The organism is Thermomonas sp. (assembly GCF_041919455.1).
Classification (GTDB): Bacteria; Pseudomonadota; Gammaproteobacteria; order Xanthomonadales; family Xanthomonadaceae; genus Thermomonas.
Genome location: NZ_JAYRTQ010000013.1, coordinates 1 through 16,257, shown reverse-complemented (window position 1 = coordinate 16,257; position 16,257 = coordinate 1). Strand labels below are relative to the sequence as shown.

15 protein-coding genes and 1 pseudogene are annotated in these 16,257 nt (G+C 67.8%); 8 read left to right on the top strand and 8 right to left on the bottom strand.

The window, feature by feature from the left end; genetic code table 11:
• Positions 1-23: 23 nt before the first annotated feature.
• From ACE3T8_RS10350 to ACE3T8_RS10340, 3 genes are all read right to left on the bottom strand, one after another.
• Positions 24-2,816, bottom strand: a complete 2,793-nt coding sequence (locus ACE3T8_RS10350; RefSeq protein WP_374609109.1) for a protein kinase — start codon at positions 2,814-2,816, stop codon at positions 24-26.
• Positions 2,809-3,408: an ECF-type sigma factor gene (locus ACE3T8_RS10345; RefSeq protein WP_374609108.1), complete on the bottom strand. Its 600-nt coding sequence runs from the start codon at positions 3,406-3,408 to the stop codon at positions 2,809-2,811. Before ACE3T8_RS10345 ends, ACE3T8_RS10350 begins: the two co-directional genes overlap by 8 nt.
• Before the next feature lie 78 nt (positions 3,409-3,486).
• Positions 3,487-4,470, bottom strand: a complete 984-nt coding sequence (locus ACE3T8_RS10340) for a LysR family transcriptional regulator (protein WP_374609107.1) — start codon at positions 4,468-4,470, stop codon at positions 3,487-3,489.
• 202 nt (positions 4,471-4,672) lie between these two features.
• Here ACE3T8_RS10340 and cobA point away from each other — a divergent pair.
• Positions 4,673-5,491: pseudogene (cobA, locus tag ACE3T8_RS10335) on the top strand (uroporphyrinogen-III C-methyltransferase); the annotation flags it as partial.
• 21 nt (positions 5,492-5,512) lie between these two features.
• Positions 5,513-6,475 (top strand): cysteine synthase A, encoded by a 963-nt coding sequence (cysK, locus tag ACE3T8_RS10330; RefSeq protein ID WP_374609106.1) that lies wholly within the window; start codon positions 5,513-5,515, stop codon positions 6,473-6,475.
• Between the two features lie 133 nt (positions 6,476-6,608).
• Here the strand turns inward: cysK and ACE3T8_RS10325 are convergent, their stop codons facing one another.
• Complete coding sequence (locus ACE3T8_RS10325; RefSeq protein WP_374609105.1) at positions 6,609-8,012, bottom strand: mannose-1-phosphate guanylyltransferase/mannose-6-phosphate isomerase; 1,404 nt, start codon at positions 8,010-8,012, stop codon at positions 6,609-6,611.
• Between the two features lie 42 nt (positions 8,013-8,054).
• Here ACE3T8_RS10325 and ACE3T8_RS10320 point away from each other — a divergent pair, with 42 nt between their 5' ends.
• On the top strand, positions 8,055-9,065 hold the full coding sequence (locus ACE3T8_RS10320) for an aminoglycoside phosphotransferase family protein (RefSeq protein WP_374609104.1): 1,011 nt from the start codon (positions 8,055-8,057) through the stop codon (positions 9,063-9,065).
• A complete protein-coding gene (gene murU, locus ACE3T8_RS10315; RefSeq protein WP_374609103.1) occupies positions 9,062-9,763 on the top strand; it encodes an N-acetylmuramate alpha-1-phosphate uridylyltransferase MurU in 702 nt (233 codons plus the stop codon). Before ACE3T8_RS10320 ends, murU begins: the two co-directional genes overlap by 4 nt.
• A 133-nt stretch (positions 9,764-9,896) precedes the next feature.
• Here murU and hda read toward each other — a convergent pair whose 3' ends face one another.
• From hda to ACE3T8_RS10300, 3 genes are read right to left on the bottom strand one after another with little or no spacing between them, the layout of a single operon-like run.
• Positions 9,897-10,634: a DnaA regulatory inactivator Hda gene (hda, locus tag ACE3T8_RS10310; protein WP_374609102.1), complete on the bottom strand. Its 738-nt coding sequence runs from the start codon at positions 10,632-10,634 to the stop codon at positions 9,897-9,899.
• Positions 10,612-11,781, bottom strand: a complete 1,170-nt coding sequence (locus ACE3T8_RS10305; RefSeq protein ID WP_374609101.1) for an AI-2E family transporter — start codon at positions 11,779-11,781, stop codon at positions 10,612-10,614. The genes hda and ACE3T8_RS10305 overlap by 23 nt, the downstream gene beginning before the upstream one ends.
• Complete coding sequence (locus ACE3T8_RS10300) at positions 11,778-12,866, bottom strand: DUF2066 domain-containing protein (protein WP_374609100.1); 1,089 nt, start codon at positions 12,864-12,866, stop codon at positions 11,778-11,780. Before ACE3T8_RS10300 ends, ACE3T8_RS10305 begins: the two co-directional genes overlap by 4 nt.
• A gap of 86 nt (positions 12,867-12,952) precedes the next feature.
• Between ACE3T8_RS10300 and purM the strand changes: the two genes are divergently transcribed.
• The 4 genes from purM to ACE3T8_RS10280 are packed head-to-tail and all read left to right on the top strand — an operon-like array spanning position 12,953 to position 16,093.
• Positions 12,953-14,098: a phosphoribosylformylglycinamidine cyclo-ligase gene (gene purM, locus ACE3T8_RS10295; protein WP_374609099.1), complete on the top strand. Its 1,146-nt coding sequence runs from the start codon at positions 12,953-12,955 to the stop codon at positions 14,096-14,098.
• Positions 14,099-14,103: 5 nt separating this feature from the next.
• Entirely contained in the window at positions 14,104-14,724 is a 621-nt protein-coding gene (locus ACE3T8_RS10290; RefSeq protein ID WP_374609098.1) for a DUF2238 domain-containing protein, read from the top strand.
• Complete coding sequence (purN, locus tag ACE3T8_RS10285) at positions 14,721-15,365, top strand: phosphoribosylglycinamide formyltransferase (protein WP_374609097.1); 645 nt, start codon at positions 14,721-14,723, stop codon at positions 15,363-15,365. The genes ACE3T8_RS10290 and purN overlap by 4 nt, the downstream gene beginning before the upstream one ends.
• Before the next feature lie 50 nt (positions 15,366-15,415).
• The gene (locus tag ACE3T8_RS10280; RefSeq protein ID WP_374609155.1) at positions 15,416-16,093 is read left to right on the top strand and encodes a DUF3108 domain-containing protein; all 678 of its coding nucleotides are present in this window, start codon (positions 15,416-15,418) and stop codon (positions 16,091-16,093) included.
• A gap of 53 nt (positions 16,094-16,146) precedes the next feature.
• Here the strand turns inward: ACE3T8_RS10280 and ACE3T8_RS10275 are convergent.
• A partial coding sequence (locus ACE3T8_RS10275; protein ID WP_374608756.1) for a transposase occupies positions 16,147-16,257 on the bottom strand: 111 nt, incomplete at its 5' end.

Sequence of the window (16,257 nt, the reverse complement as noted above, 5' to 3'; positions counted from 1 at the left end):
CGATCCTGCGGCAGCGCCGGCTGCTACCTGCGAGCCCTGAACTCCGATGACGATGGATAGGCGGCCTCGAACCTCTGGCGGTACTCGTCTTCCATTGCCTTCGCCTCGGTGATGGTCCCCGACTCGCGCAGCGCATGCGCATAGGCCAGCGCGTACCGCGCAGTGCGCGGATGCATGGCGCCCCTGTCGCGCCGGGTGATGTCGAAAGCCGATCGATCGAAATCCACAGCCCTGGCAGCATCTCCGCGGGCACGCGCAATCCGCGCGCGGGTGGCAGCGACACGGGCGTGCAATTCAAGCTCGACGCGATTGCCGACGGCCTCGACCTGGTCGAGCAGCGCTTCGGCTTCCTCGTACCCGCCATTCGTCACATGCCACTGCGCCAGCGGCAATCGTGCATAGGCGAGCCCCGCTTCGGGCACATTCCAACGCGAACGTGCCGCAATCACCGATTGCAGCAGCGCGCGCGCCTCGGCATCGGTTCGCCCGGAGGCGATCAACGTCGTCGCCAGCATGGTGCGCGCCACGAGGAGTTGGTTGTTGTCGGGATCACCCAATGCTTCCGCCAGGATATCGTGCGACTGGCGAAACAATCGCTCTGCCGCTCCGAACTCTCCCTGCTCGTAAGCGAGCAAGCCGGCGCTCAACAACCCGGCTGCATATGCAGGGCTGCCAGCTCCGGTGTGCCGCAGGATGTCCGGCAATCCCTGGTCAAGCAGCGCCCTGGACTCCGCGAACATCCCGGAAGCCGCCAGCAACCCGGCAAGCGCGACGCGATCGCTGGCCAGTACCGAGTGACCTTCACCGAACAGTTGCCGGGTCAGTACCAATCGCTGACGGGCGACACGCCGGGCACCGGCATGATCACCGGCATAACCCAGCATCCCGGACAACGCCTTCAGCAGTTGGCGGTAATCGTTCGTGCGCGTCGTACCTGCCTGCTCATGCAGGGCCACCGCCCGCCGGCAATGCGGCAGTGCCCGCTTGAACTCGCCGGTTCCCCCGATCACGCTGCAGAGGTCGGAATGGCTGCGCGCAATCGCCAGCGGGCCTGCGTTGCCGGCCTGGCGCAGCGCGAGCGACTTGCGGGCAGACTCGACGGCACGGAAGTCCTTGCCGTTGGCACTCAGCGTCAATGCCAACGTGCCATAAGCGTCCGCGACCAATGGCGCGTCCCCGTCCAGGTGGCGGGCCAGCAGGTCGAGACCGCGTTGCGCGGCGTGCTCGGCGTCTTCGGTGGATCCGCGCGCCGTCCGGATGGCGATGGCTTTCGAGCGCAGGCTGCGGCCAGCCGCGACAGGATCATTCACGGCAGGGCCAAGGTTCAATCGGGCCGCATTTTCGAGCAGGCGCGCACCGACGGCGCCCTCATTGATGCCGGAGTAGGCATTGCCCAACGCCTCCAGGAGCTTGGCCCGAAGCCGTGGCTGATTGGCCAGCTCCTTGTCCACGCGATCACGACTGCGGTCGAGCACTTCGCGGGCAGTGAAATCATGGCGATCCGCCTGCGTGGGGTCGGACAACGAGAACGCGGACATCAGGAACTGCGCCGTCTGCTCCGCCACCTGCGCCTGCAGTCGCGCTTCACGCTCGGCCAGCACCGTGCGCCAGGTGAATCCCGTCACCACCACGACCAGCAGCGCCCCCACCGCCAATGGCCAGCGGTGGCGTTGGACATAGCGCTGTACGCGGTAGCTCAAGCGCCCGCGCTGCGCGAGCACCGGTCGCGCGTCGAGGAAGCGCTCCAGATCCTCCGCCAATTCCCGTACCGAGGCATAACGCTGCTCGGGTTTGCGGCGCAACGCTTTCAGCACGATGGCATCGATATCGGCCGGAATGCGGCGTTTGCGGGGGTCTGAGTTCCGATGTCCGGGTGGGTCATCGCCGCCGGCACCGCGCGGCACCTGCTGGCTTGGCGGCGTGATCCGACCGGACAGGATCAGGTTGGCGCGCGCCAGATCGCCAGAGATGTGCTCGAACGGCCTGACGCCTGCCACCAGTTCGTAAAGCACCACGCCCAACGACCAGACATCCGTCGCAGTGCCCAGCGCCGTCCCTTCGATCTGCTCGGGACTTGCATATGCGGGGGTCATCATCCGCGTCGGACTGGTCAGCAACGCATCGGCATCGACCAGCCTGGCGATGCCGAAATCGAGCAGCTTGGGCTCGCCAGCCTCATCGACCAGGAGATTGTCGGGCTTGATGTCGCGATGGATCACCAAGCGCTCATGCGCATAGGACACCGCCGCGCAGACCTTGAGGAACAACCCGACGCGCGCGCGCAGGTCCAATCCCCGGTCATCGCACCAACGGTCGATCCGCTTGCCCTGGATGTAGTCCATCGCGAGGAAGGGTTCGCCCTCGCTGTCGTCACCGGCGTCGACCAGGCGAGCGATGTTGGGATGGTTCAAGGCCGCGAGGATGCGTTGCTCCTCCTGGAAGCGCGCATGCCGGGCCACCGAGCCGGCGAACAGGCGCTTCAACGCCACCCGCTGGACGGCGCCGCCCACCTCGCGCTCGGCCAGCCAAACCACGCCCATGCCCCCTTCACCCAGCCGCTCGATGAGGCGGTAGCTGCCCGGCGTGCCGGGCTTGATGCGCAGGTCCTCGGTCAATGCGGTGGTCGCAAGGACCACCTCTCGCGGCATATCGTCCAGTGCGGTGTCATCCGACGCCGCCATCAGCCACTCCACCTCGCGCCGCAACGCTGCATCGCCACTACATCGCGCATCCAGGCGGGCTGCCCGCTCACCCACGGCAAGGTCGAGGACCTCATGCGCGATCGCCTGGGCGCGCGCGTACAGCGCGTCAGTCATCCGCCAGCTCGCGCAGCAGCCAGGCACGCGCCATTCGCCAATCGCGGACGATGGTCGGGCGCGCGACGTCCAGCAGGTCGGCGATTTCTTCCAGTTCAAGTCCGGCAAAGAACTTGAGGACCACCACCTGCGCCTGGCGTGCATTCATGCCGGCAAGGCGTTCAAGCGCACGGTTGAGATCGAGGAAGTCCCCGCTCGCCTCAGGCAGGTCGATCTCGTCGATGGCGATGCGTGCGTCCGATGTCGGGCGCTTCGCCGCCATCCGCCGCCGGGCGTGATCCACCAGCACCCGCCGCATCATCTGCGCGGCGATGCCGAGGAACTGCGCACGATTGGCGGGATCGACCCTGTGTTGTTCGACTACCCGCAACCAGGCCTCGTTCACGAGTGCCGTGGTCTGGAGCGTGTGGCTCTCGCGTTCGCCACGCATCGCACGCGCGGCGAGCTGCTTCAGCTCCATGTAGAGCAGCGATGACAGCGGCCCATTCGCGCCGGCGGCTACGATCTGATCGAGGGCAGCGGCGGCATGGTGACGGGGCGGGGCCGACATTTGCAGGACCACATGCTGCGCGTAGCTGGGGGCTTGGAGCATAGCAACGATCCATCGACCCGCTGCCGCGTGGCATCGATCCAGGCGATGCCCACGATCTTCGATTTCTTCGATTGACTGTCAGGTGTAGGCCACGGATGCCGGCACGCTCCAGCGCGGCGCCACTGGCCATTCGGCATCCTGGTTGCCTTCCAGCACCCGGCGCAGGTCGCGCGGATCGAGTTGCGGGGCCAGGCCCTGCAACAAGGCCAATGCGTATTCGCGCAGCACGCGACCGCGCGGCACCACCGCCCAGGTGATGCATTCGGGCAACTCGGCCGGCGCCTCGATCACGCGCAGGTCGTCGTCCTCGCGGGTGTGCACGGCCATCTCCGCCAGCAGGCCCGCGCCCAGGCCGGCGCGCACATAGGTCTTGATCAGGTTGGCGTCGCGCGCGGTCATCGCGATCTGCGGCTCCACGCCGGCGGCGGCGAAGGCGCGCTGCAGCGAGGACTCAGGCAACTTCGAGGATTCGTAGCTGATCAACGGATGCCGCGACAGTTCGGCCAGGCTCGGCGGTCCGGACAACGCGGCCAGCGGGTGCGAGGCGGGCACCAGCAATACCCGGCGCCAGCGATACAGCGGGATCGCGACGCCGCTGCTCGACGGCTGCCCGCCGGCGCTGCTGATCAGGGCGAAATCGGCTTCGTCCAGCTTGTCGAGCACTTCCGCGTCGCCGGAGGCGAACAGGTCGACGCTGACCTGCGGGTAGCGGCGCTTGAGCTCGGCGATGACCGGCGGCAGCACGTAGCGCGCCTGCGTATGCGTGGTGGCCAGTAACAGGCGGCCACGGTGCTCGCCGCGCTCGTTGGCGGCATAGCTGCGGATGTTGGCGGCCTCGGCCAGGATCCGGCGCGCGTGTTCGATCACCTTCACGCCGGCCGGGGCCACGCCTTCCAGGCTGCGGCCCTTGCGCAGGAACAACTGGAAGCCGAGTTCGTCCTCCAGTTGCTTGAGCTGCTTGGACAGGCCGGGCTGGGTGGCATGCACGCGCTCGGCGGCCTGGGTGATGTTGAACCCGGAATCGGCGATCGCGACGAGGTAACGGAGCTGGGTCAGGGTCATGGTCGCCTACCGATATATCGCTTTATCAGGATGCAGCGATGGATTATAGCAATGATCGAAAGCATTTCCAGCGCTTCCTTATGCCTCTGGAGCATAAGCGAAAACCCGGCGACCATTTCACCCGGCGGTCGGCGACCCCTAGCGTGTTGGCATGTCATCGCCCAGCCCTGCATCCCCCACCACCTCACGTCCGACGCCCATTGCGGTTGCCGATCCGCCGCCGGTCGGCGTTGTGCGCCTGGTGGGTGCCGGCCCCGGCGATCCGGGCCTGCTCACCCTGCATGCCGCGCGCGCGCTCGCCGAGGCCGACGTGGTCCTCCACGACCGCCTGGTCAGCGCCGATGTGCTGGCGTTGTCGCATCGCGACGCCGAGTTGATCGAGGTCGGCAAGCGCGTCGGCGGCGACCACCACGCCACCCAGGCACGCATCCATGACCTGCTGGTCAAACACGCCTCGGCCGGCAAGCGCGTGGTGCGGTTGAAGGGCGGCGATCCCTTCGTGTTCGGCCGCGGCGGCGAAGAACTCGAAGTGCTGCGCGCGCACGGCATCCCGTTCGAAGTCATCCCAGGCATCACCGCCGCCGTCGCGTGCGCGGCCTATGCCGGCATCCCGCTCACCCATCGCGAGCACGCGCAGTCGCTGCGGCTGCTCACCGCGCATGCGCAGGATGGCGACGCCGAGCACGACTGGGCTACCTTGTCACAGGCCAACCAGACCCTGGCCTTCTACATGGGCGTGTCGGGGCTGGCGCGCCTACGCGACAACCTGATCGCGCACGGCCGCGCTGCATCGACACCCTTCGCCCTGGTCGAAAACGGCTCCCGCCCCGAACAACGCGTCATCGCCGGCACGCTCGACGAACTGCCCGAACTCGCCCGACGACATGCCGTGCAGGCGCCGGCACTGCTGGTGGTCGGCGAGGTCGCCGCTTTCGCCTCGCAGTTGCACTGGTTCGGCGGCGCGCCCTTAACGAACGCGGATGCAGGCTGTGCCAACGTGGCATTCGCCCGCGCCGCCTGACCCACTTCCCACGGAACCGCCATGGCCCTCTACGACAGCATCCTCGACACCGTCGGCAACACGCCCATCGTCAAGTTGCAGCGCATCGCGCCCAAGCACGTGACGCTCTACGCGAAGGTCGAATCCTTCAATCCCGGCGGCTCGGTCAAGGACCGCCTCGCATTGGCGATCGTCCTCGATGCCGAACAGAAAGGCCTGCTCAAGCCCGGCGACACGATCGTCGAAGCGACCTCGGGCAACACCGGCGTGGCGCTGGCGATGGTCGCCGCAGCGCGCGGCTACAAGTTCGTGGCGACGATGGTCGAAACCTTCTCGATCGAACGCCGCAAGCTGATGCGCGCATACGGCGCGAAAGTCATCCTGACCCCGGCCGCCGAACGCGGCAGCGGCATGGTGCGCCGGGCGAAGGAGCTTGCCGACCAGCACGGCTGGTTCCTGGCCAGCCAGTTCGCCAACCCCGCGAATCCCGCCTACCACCGGCAGACCACTGCGCCGGAAATCCTCCGCGACTTCGCCGGCAAGCGGCTCGACTACTTCGTCACCGGCTGGGGCACCGGCGGCACCCTCACCGGCGTCGGCGAGGTGCTCAAGGTCGCGCGGCCGGAGACGAAGATCATCGCCACCGAACCGGCCGGCGCATCCCTGCTCAAGGGCGACGAATGGAAGCCGCACAAGATCCAGGGCTGGACCCCGGACTTCGTGCCCGAAGTGCTGAACCGCGAGGTCTACGACGACTTGTTGCAGGTCACCGACGACGACGCGATCGCGACGGCGCGACGGCTGGCGGCGGAGGAAGGCATCTTCGTCGGCATCTCCGCAGGCGGCACGCTGGCCACGGCATTGAAAGTGGCGGAGAGCGCGCCGGAAGGCTCGGTCCTGCTGGCGATGCTGCCGGATACCGGCGAGCGTTATTTCTCGACGCCGCTGTTCGCCGACGTCAACGAGGGTTCGGACGACGAGTGGTTGGCATCGGTGTTGCCTTGATGGGCTCCAGTTTCGTCAACTGAAGTCGTTGCCATCCCTGGCGCGCTGGATCATCGCTTCCCGTACCCCTGCCCGGCCTTCCGTGGCCGGGCGCTCACATGAGCGCGATCAGCCCCCGGCTGATCGCAAGCACTCATGTTCGCCCATACACATCCTCGTAGCGGACGATGTCGTCTTCGCCGAGGTAATCGCCGGACTGCACTTCGATCAGTTCCAGCATCTCGGCACCAGGATTCTCCAGGCGATGCTTCGCGCCGATGGGAATGTAGGTGCTCTGGTTGGCGAACAGTTCGAACACGTCGTTGTCGCGCGTCACCCGTGCGATGCCGCGGACCACGATCCAGTGCTCGGCGCGGCGCGTGTGCGACTGCAACGACAGTCGCGCGCCCGGCTTGACCTTGATCCGCTTCACCTGGAAGCCGTCGCCGGCATCGACCGAGTCGTAGCTGCCCCAGGGGCGGTGCACTTCGCGATGCAGGGCAGCCTGCGTGCGCTGCTGCGACTTCAGCGTCGCCACCACGTCCTTGACCTGCTGCACGCGGTCCTTGCGCGCCACCAGCACCGCGTCGTCGGTTTCCACCACCACCAGGTCGTCCACGCCGACCAGCGCGACCATGCGCGTCGCATAGGCATAACTGTTGCGGCTGTCGATCGCGATCACGTCGCCATGGTGCGCATTGCCGTCGCCATCCTGCTCGCTCACGTCCCACAACGCCGACCAAGAACCGACATCGTTCCAGCCGATGTCCACAGGCAGCACCATCGCCGCATCGGTTTTCTCCATCACCGCGTAGTCGATGGAATCCGATGGACAGGCGGCGAACGCGTCCTTGTCGAGGCGGATGAAATCGCCATCGCGCGCGGCGCCATCGAACGCGGCACGCACAGCGCCCACGATATCGGAGCGGAAACGCTGCAATTCCTCGAGGTAGCGCGAGGCGCGCAGCAGGAACATCCCGCTGTTCCAGAAATAGCGGCCATCATCGAGATACGACTGCGCGGTAGCGGCATCGGGTTTCTCGACGAAGCGCAGCACCTGGCGCACGCCCTCGCCCGCGGCGGACTGGATATAGCCAAAGCCGGTTTCCGGGGCATCCGGGACGATGCCGAACGTCACCAGCGCACCCGCCTCCGCGGCCGGCATCGCCACGCGCACGGCGTTGCGGAACGCATCGGCATCGCGCACCACGTGATCGGAGGGCAGCACCAGCAGCAGCGGATCGTCGCCACCGGCCATCGCCTGCAAGGCCGCCGCGGCGATTGCCGGTGCGGTATTGCGGCCGATCGGCTCCAGCAGGATCGCCGGTGTCGGCGCGCCGATCTGGCGCAACTGCTCGGCGACCAGGAAGCGGTGGTCTTCGCCCGCGACCACGATGGGAGCGGCATCGGCCAGGTCGGCCACGCGCAGCCACGTGGCCTGCAGCATGGTGTCGTCGCCGGCCAGCGGCAGGAACTGCTTCGGATAGGCCTCGCGCGAGAGCGGCCACAGGCGCGTGCCGGAACCACCGGACAACAACACGGGTTGCAGCTTGGGCATGCACGCCTCGCTCGGAACGGTGCCGCAGTTTACCCTTTGCGCATGAGCGAACCTGCAACACCACTGGACCCGCGCACTGCGCAACGCCTGGCCTGGACGCGCATCGCGCTGGGCGATGCCGCGGCACGACTCGAACGCGCCTCCACCGATGCGGGGTTCCGCAGCTATTGGCGCACTCACGGTGCAGCGTCTTCACGCATCGTGATGGACTCGCCGCCGGACAAGGAAGACGTGCGGCCGTGGCTACGCGCGCGCGACCTGCTGGAGGCCGGCGGCGTGCGCGTGCCGCGCGTGCTCGCCCGCGATGTCGACGCCGGCTTCCTGCTGCTGGAAGACCTCGGCGGCCCGACGATGGCGCAGGTGGTCGACGCTGCGAATGCCGACGCGCACATCGACGGCGCGATCACCCAACTGCTGATCTTGCAGTCGATCGCGCTGCCCGAAGACACCGTGGTGTTCGGCGAGGCGCTGCTGCAACGCGACGCCGGGTTGTTCGAGGACTGGTATCTGCGCCACCACCTCGGCATCGAACTCGACTGCGGCGATGCCGAGCGCCTGCAACTGACGCAGCGGCGACTGATGGACAACGCGCTGGCGCAGGCGCGCGTGCCGACGCACCGCGATTACATGCCGCGCAACCTGATGCCGGTGGCGGATGGCCCGGCGGTGCTCGATTTCCAGGACATGGTGATCGGACCGATCGCCTACGATCCGGTCAGCCTGCTGCGCGATGCCTTCCTCAGCTGGCCCGAGGCTCGCGTGGACGCCTGGCTGCGTCGTTACCACGCGCGCGCCCTTGCAGCCGGCCTGCCCGTCCCCGACATCGCCAGCTTCCTGCGCGATGCGGACTGGCTGGGCGTGCAGCGCCACCTGAAGATCCTCGGCATCTTCGCCCGCCTGCACCATCGCGACGGCAAGTCGCGCTACCTCGCCGACGCGCCGCGTTTCATCGGCTATCTCGATGCAGTGGTGCCGCGGTATCGCGAACTCGATCCATTGCGCGACCTGCTGGAACGCACCATCAAGCCGGCCATCGCGAGGCTGCCCGCATGAAAGCCCTGATCTTCGCCGCCGGCCTGGGCGAGCGCATGCGCCCGCTGACCGACACCACCCCGAAGCCGTTGCTTGAAGTCGGCGGCAAGCGCCTGATCGAATGGCATCTCGGCAAGCTCGCCGCGATCGGCGTGGAAGACGTGGTGGTCAACATCTCCTGGCTGGCGGACCAGTTCCCCGCGACACTCGGCGACGGATCGAACTGGGGCCTGAGCATCGCCTACTCGCATGAAGGCGACACGCCGCTGGAAACCGGCGGCGGGATGTGGAATGCGTTGCCATTGCTGGGCGAACAACCATTCCTGTTGGTCAACGGCGACGTCTGGACCGACGTCGATTTCGCCGGCCTGCCGCGCGAACCGAACGGACTCGCCCACCTGGTGATGGTGGATCGCCCGCCGCAGGCCACGCATGGCGATTTCGCCCTGGACGATGCCGGCTTCGTCCGCGCAGATGGCGAACATCGGCTGACGTATTCCGGCATAGGCGTGTATCGCCCGCAACTGTTCGATGGCTGGCGCGGGATCGTAGAAGCCCCTGCCATCGTCAACGGCAAGCCGAAGTTCCCGCTGGCACCGATCCTGCGCGCGCACATGGCCGACAGCCGCATCACCGGCGAACACCACCGCGGCCGCTGGACCGATGTCGGCACGCCGGAGCGGCTGCGCGTACTCGACGACGAGTTGCGCGAGTCGTAGAAGCAGATTCCTGCTTGTGGGAGGGGCTTCAGCCCCGATGCCTTGATCATCGGGGCTGAAGCCCCTCCCACCAGAGCGGGTGCCGGCAATGCTGGCCCGGCGAAGTCGTTCCAGGCGGCGTGTGCAGCTGCGGTTACGGGATGTCCGTTTCCAGCACTTGGCGCAGAAAGGGCACGGTCAGGCGGCGCTGCGCGACGAGCGAAGCGCGATCCAGTTGCTCGAACAGCGCGGTGAGGGTGCCGAGGTCGCGGCTGCAGCGGCGCAGCATCCAGTCCAGCGCGGCGTCATCGAAATCCAGTCCGCGTGCGGCGGCGCGCTGGCGCAGCAACTCGGCGCGTGCGGCATCGTCCAGTACCGGCAGCGTCCAGCGCGTGCATTGCACCAGCCGCGAGCGCAGGTCGGGCAGGACCAGCGGCAAGGCATCGGGCCCTGCCGGCGCGGCGTACAACAGGCTGCGGCCGGCATCGCGCCATCGGTTGTGCAGGTCGAACAGGGCGATTTCGTCCTCGCGGTTGCCGGCGATCGCGTCGACATCGTCCAGCGCCACCAGGTCTGCATCCAGGCCTTCGCTGGCGGCGCGCAGGCGTCCGCGCAGGTTCGCCAGCGAGAGATACGCCGCCCGCCTGTCCAGCGCAGTGGCAAGCGCGCAACTGCCGAGCAGCAAGTGGGTCTTGCCGGTTGCGGCGCTGCCCTGCAGGTACAGCGCACCGCCCCTGTCGCCAGTGACCAGCAACTGCAGTTGTTCGAGCAAGCCCGACGGTGCGCGCAGGTAGCGTTCCAGGCGCTGGTCGGCGGGTGCACGCAGCGCCAAGGGCAACTGCGGGCCGAGCGGGCCTTCCACCGGCATCTCAGGCGGCGGGCGGTTCGCCATCGCGGCTGGCGACCGGATGCACATCGGCCGCAGTCGCCACCACGATCGCCGGCCCGTCACCCGCGTACAGACGGCTCTGCCGATAGCGCTCCTGCGCATAGCGCAGCAGCACGTTGACCACCGCCGCCACCGGCAGGGCCAGCAGCATGCCGAGGAAACCGAACAGGCTGCCACCGGCCATCACCGCGAAGATCACCGCCATCGGATGCAGGCCGATGCGGTCGCCGACCAGCTTGGGCGTGAGCCAGTAGCTCTCGATGATCTGGCCGACGGTGAACACGACCGCGACACCCGCCAAGTGCTGCCAGTCGCCGAACTGGACCAGCGCGGCGGTGCCGCCGAACACCACGATCGCCGCCGGTCCCAGGTAGGGCACGAAGGTGAGCAGGCCGGCGATGACGCCAATCAGGATGCCCAGGTTCAGGCCCACCAGCGACAGGCCCACCGCATACAGCACGCCGAGAATCAGCATCACCAGCAACTGCCCGCGCAGGAAGCCGCCGAGCACGGCATCGGATTCGCGGGTCAGCCTGGCCACGGTGTCGTAGTGGTCACGCGGCACCAGCGACCCGACCCGATGCACCAGGAGATCCCAGTCGCGCAGGAAGAAGAAGGTCAGCACCGGCAACAGCACGATGTTGGCGATCCAGCCCAGCAGTGCAAAACCCGAACGCGACACGTAGCCCAGCACCGTCGCGGCGACGCCGCCTGCGCTTTCCCAGTGCTCGCGGATCAACTGGAACAGGCGGCCCGGATCCAGCCACGACAGGATCTGCAGCCCGGTCCGCTGTTCGACCCAGGGCAGCGCGGTGCCGACCATCCAGTCGCGGTAGTTCGGCAGCGACTCCACCAGATAGACGATCTGCTGCTCCAGCATCGGCACCAGCACGATCAGGGCGATCACCAGCACCAGGGTCATCGCGCTGAATACCAGGATCACCGCGTTGTTGCGCTTGAAGCCCTTGCGCTCCAGGCGGTCGACCATCGGATCGCCGAGCCAGCCCAGCAGGGCGGCGAACACGAACGGGCTGAGGATCGGCGCCAGCAACCAGATCACCCAGAGCACGCCGATGGCGAGCGCGGTCCACTGCACCCGCCGGTAGAAGGTGGCGATGGTGGCCAGGTCGTTGTCGGGATGCATGCTCAATCCAGGCGGAAGGTGGCGACTTGCGGCGCGGTGGGTTCGCCATCGTTGTCGTCGCTGTCGCGGCTGCCGGCCGACACCGTGGTCAGCACTTCGCCGCGATCGGCGTACCTGGCGAAGTTGGCGATGCCGGTGGCCAGTTCGAGGTCGAGTTCCAGCACGTCCGCGGAGGCCGACACCGGGGTCACCCGCTTCACGATCGACACGCCTTCGAGGTAACCGGCCAGGCGCAGGTAGTCGTCGGCGCTGTCGATGCCGAGGATACGCACGCGATAGCGCCCCGGCGGGCCGCCGCTGCCAGCCTTGGCGTAACGCTTGAACAGCGCGTCCGCCGCGCCGTCGGCGCCACCGGCCATCGCGCGTCGCGCGTCGGGGTGCTTGGTCTGCCACTTCGACAGCACCTTGCCCTTGTCGACGAAGATCCAGTCCGCCACCCAGCCGCCGGTACCGGCGCGCTGCAGCTTGCCGACCAGTTGCATCGGCGGGCTGTAGCGCTTGGACAGCGACGCGATCGCGGCGGTATCGCCGCGCCAGATCGCACCGACCGCGGCTTGCTCTGCAGCGCTGCCGGACGGCAGGCCCAGCGCATAACCGCGCTGCTTGGCCTGGTCGAGCACCGCGCGCGCGGCATTCACCTGCGCCAGCGCCACCAGCCGCGGTCCCGTGCCATCGTCGATGCCCAGCCACAGCACCGGCTTCGGGCGCGGCGTGGGCCAGCTGGGCAGGCCCAGCATCTGGATCAGGCCATCCACGTCATCGCGCTTGAAGCGCACCACCAGGGTGGTCTGGAAACTGGGCGCTCCGGTGGCGGACACGCCTTCGTCCTGGCGGTAGTCGTAGCTGGCCACATAGCCCTTGGCCTTGCCCAGTTCATCGCGCACGCCCGGTTGCTGGGCGGCGCCGCGATCGCCGGTGGCATTGGCCAGCACCTGCGCCAGCGCGCGGCCGAACGCGCCGTTGCGCTCGCCATCGGTCTGATTGCGCACCGCGACTTCGGCCTCGTAGGCACCACTGGCGGCCGCGCGATCACCCTCCACGCGCTGGGCCATTGCCGGCACGCAGGCGAGCAACCACAGGCAGGCCGCCATCAGGCCCGCCCACCGCCACCGTCCGCTTGCTTGCGGCATCGCTCGCATCGCCAATCCTTGCCCGGAATCCGTGTCTTGCGCCTGAAATGGTGCCGCAGCGCGGCGGGCACGTCCATGACCGCGCCGCCGCCAGCATGAATGCGGCTGCTAAAATCGCCGTTTCCCGCGCCCGTGAGCCCGCCGTGACCGCCCCCCAGACTCCTGCTGCCAATGGCCTCACCTATCGCGATGCCGGCGTCGACATCGATGCGGGCAACGAGGTCGTCGAGCGCATCAAACCGTTGGTGAAGCGCACGATGCGCCCGGAAGTACTGGGCGGCGTGGGCCTGTTCGGCGGCCTGTTCGACCTCTCGAGCCGCTATCGCGAGCCGGTGCTGGTCTCCGGCACCGACGGCGTGGGCACCAAGCTGATCCTGGCCAAGCAGCTCGACCGCCACGACAGCATCGGCCAGGACCTGGTCGCGATGTGCGTGAACGACGTGCTGGTGCAGGGCGCGGAACCGCTGTTCTTCCTGGACTATTTCGCCACCGGCAAGCTCGATGTGGAGACCACGGTGCAAGTCGTTGCCGGCATCGCCAAGGGCTGCGAGATCGCCGGCTGCGCGCTCATCGGCGGCGAGACCGCCGAGATGCCGGACATGTATCCGCCCGGCGAATACGACCTGGCCGGTTTCACCGTCGGTGCTGTGGAAAAATCGAAGCTGATCGACAGCAGCAAGGTGCGGGCGGGCGACGTTCTGATCGGCATCGCCTCGAGCGGCCCGCATTCCAACGGCTATTCGCTGGTCCGCAGGATCCTGCAGCGCGCCGGGAATCCGCTCGATCTCGACCTCGGCGGCGTGACCCTGGCCGATGCGCTGATGGAACCCACCCGCATCTACGTCAAGCCGGTGCTCGAACTGCTGGCGAAGCACGACCTCCACGCCATGGCGCACGTCACCGGCGGCGCACTGGTGGAGAAGATCATCCGGGTGGTGCCGAAGGACTTCGGGCTGGAAATCGACACCTCCAGCTGGCCGCTGCCCGCGGTGTTCGACTGGCTGCAGCGCGAAGGCAACGTCGCCCGCGAGGAGATGTGGCGCACCTTCAATTGCGGCATCGGTTACGTGCTGATGGCGGCCCCGGGCGATGTCGCCGCGATCGAAGCCGACCTGGACCGGCTGGGCCTCGCCCACTGGCGCATCGGCCAAGTCGTGCCGGTCGGCGAAGGCGAACGCCTGCGCATCGGCTGAACGGGATGACCGCGACCAAGCGGATCGCGTTCGGACTGACCCTGGCCTTGTTCGCGGCCAGCTGGATCGCGCCGCACTGGCCGGTCGAACAGGCCCTGCACAGCAGCCTGACTGTGCTCGGCTTGGCATGGCTGTGGTGGCACGACCGCCGCTGGCCGTTGCGGCCGCTGCATTTCGCGCTGGTCTGCGGCTTCGTCATCGCCCACTGCATCGGCGCGCGCTGGCTGTATTCCTACGTCCCCTACGACGCCTGGCTGCAGGCCGCCACCGGCTGGTCGCCCGGCGCGGCGTTCGGCTGGCAGCGCAACCACTTCGACCGTTTCATCCACCTCGCCTTCGGCGTCTGTTTCGCGCCTCCGACCCGGCACTGGCTGCAGCAGCGCTGGCCACGGCTCTCGTCGAGGCAGGGCTTCGCGCTGGCGGTGATGCTGGTCATGTGCGCGAGCCTGGTCTACGAGTGGATGGAGTGGGCCATCGCGCTGGCCCTGTCACCGGAAGCGGCCGAGGCCTACAACGGCCAGCAAGGCGACCCATGGGACGCGCACGCCGACATGCTGTTGGCCACGCTCGGCGCATTTCTGGCCTGGCCGCTGGGACGCGACCGGTCCACGGAGACGCGGCCATGACCGTCCGCATCGCCGTGCTCGCCTCCGGTCGCGGCAGCAACCTGCTGGCGATCCTGCAGGCGATCGCCGCGGGCACACTCGATGCCGACGTCGTCGGCGTGTTTTCCGACAAGCCGGACGCCCCCGCGCTGCACCACGTTCCGACGGATGCGCGTTGGTCGCGCGATGCGAAGGCATTCCCGGACCGGGCGTCGTTCGATGCCGAACTGGCGGATGCCGTGGCGGCATCGCGACCGGACTGGATCGTCTGCGCGGGCTACATGCGCATTCTCGGCGAGGCATTCGTGCAGCGATTCCGCGGACGCCTGCTGAACATCCATCCGTCGCTGCTGCCGAAGTACCGCGGCCTGCGCACGCATGCACGCGCGCTGCAGGTCGGCGATACCGAGCACGGCGCCAGCGTGCACTTCGTGGTGCCGGAGCTGGATGCGGGCGCGGTGATCATGCAGGCGGTGGTGCCGGTGCAGCCCGACGACACCCCGGAAACCCTGGCGGCACGCGTCCTCCGGGTCGAACACCCGCTGCTGGTCGCGGCCTTGCAACTCGTGGCATCGGGCCGCATGTCTGAACAGGATGGCATTCTCCGGCTGGATGGTCAGCCCCGATTTACGCCGCTGCGGCTACAGTTCGCCGCCCCATGAATGACGCTGGCCTGGCGCATGCCGCCCACCAGCGCGACAGCGAAGACCCCATGAAGACTTCCCGCCTCGCCACCGTATTCGCCACCCTGCTGCTCGCCACCGCCCCGGCGTGGGCGGTCAAGCCGTTCTCGGCCGAATACCAGGCCAGTGTGAAGGGCACCCTGCAGGCCGATGCACAGATGACCCTGTCCCCGGCCGGCGCGGATCGCTGGAACTACGTACTCAGCGTGACCAGCCCGGTCGCGTCCGTGCGCCAGGCGACGGTGTTCGAGGATCGCGGCGGCGACTGGCGCCCGCTGTCCGGCAGCGACACGACCCAGATGCTGATGAAGAAGTCGCAGAAGAACGCGACCTACGACTGGGGCGCGGGCGAGGCGCGCTGGAATGGCGACGTGAAGCCCGACCGCGCGGGCCCGGTGAAACTGCAGAGCGGCGACCTCGACGCGATGTTGCTCAACCTGGCCATCGTCCGTGACGTGGCCGCGGGCAAGCCGCTGAACTATCGCCTGGTCGACAACGGCGTGGTGCGCGCGCAGGCCTACCAGAACCTGGGCAAGGAAACCGTCACCGTCGGCGGACAGCCGCGCAGCGCCACCAAGGTCAGCCGCAGCACCGAGAACAAGCAGGTGATCGTGTGGGTGGTCGACGGTCTGCCGGTACCGGCGCGGATCCTGCAGAAGAAGGACGGCAAGGACGAGCTCGACCTGGTGCTGAAATCCGTGCGCTGATACGCATTACCGCCACAAACGAAAAGCCCCGCGATGCGGGGCTTTTTTTTGGTTCATCTCCCAACTCCGGGGAATGCGGCTCGGATCTTGAGGAAGAAGTAGGCGTCGTCGCGGTAGCCGTAGGCGATGCGCTTGATGACCTTGATCCGGTTGTTGATGCCCTC

Bases quoted from the DNA above. Each gene is read 5' to 3' on its own strand.
- ACE3T8_RS10290 (WP_374609098.1), top strand. From the start codon at position 14,104: ATGACCGCGACCAAGCGGATCGCGTTCGGACTGACCCTGGCCTTGTTC.
- ACE3T8_RS10325 (WP_374609105.1), bottom strand. From the start codon at position 8,012: ATGCCCAAGCTGCAACCCGTGTTGTTGTCCGGTGGTTCCGGCACGCGC.
- ACE3T8_RS10350 (WP_374609109.1), bottom strand. From the start codon at position 2,816: ATGACTGACGCGCTGTACGCGCGCGCCCAGGCGATCGCGCATGAGGTC.
- murU (WP_374609103.1), top strand. From the start codon at position 9,062: ATGAAAGCCCTGATCTTCGCCGCCGGCCTGGGCGAGCGCATGCGCCCG.
- cysK (WP_374609106.1), top strand. From the start codon at position 5,513: ATGGCCCTCTACGACAGCATCCTCGACACCGTCGGCAACACGCCCATC.
- hda (WP_374609102.1), bottom strand. From the start codon at position 10,634: ATGGCGAACCGCCCGCCGCCTGAGATGCCGGTGGAAGGCCCGCTCGGC.
- ACE3T8_RS10320 (WP_374609104.1), top strand. From the start codon at position 8,055: ATGAGCGAACCTGCAACACCACTGGACCCGCGCACTGCGCAACGCCTG.
- ACE3T8_RS10280 (WP_374609155.1), top strand. From the start codon at position 15,416: ATGAAGACTTCCCGCCTCGCCACCGTATTCGCCACCCTGCTGCTCGCC.
- ACE3T8_RS10340 (WP_374609107.1), bottom strand. From the start codon at position 4,470: ATGACCCTGACCCAGCTCCGTTACCTCGTCGCGATCGCCGATTCCGGG.
- purM (WP_374609099.1), top strand. From the start codon at position 12,953: ATGGTGCCGCAGCGCGGCGGGCACGTCCATGACCGCGCCGCCGCCAGC.
- ACE3T8_RS10300 (WP_374609100.1), bottom strand. From the start codon at position 12,866: ATGGCGGCCTGCCTGTGGTTGCTCGCCTGCGTGCCGGCAATGGCCCAG.
- ACE3T8_RS10345 (WP_374609108.1), bottom strand. From the start codon at position 3,408: ATGCTCCAAGCCCCCAGCTACGCGCAGCATGTGGTCCTGCAAATGTCG.
- purN (WP_374609097.1), top strand. From the start codon at position 14,721: ATGACCGTCCGCATCGCCGTGCTCGCCTCCGGTCGCGGCAGCAACCTG.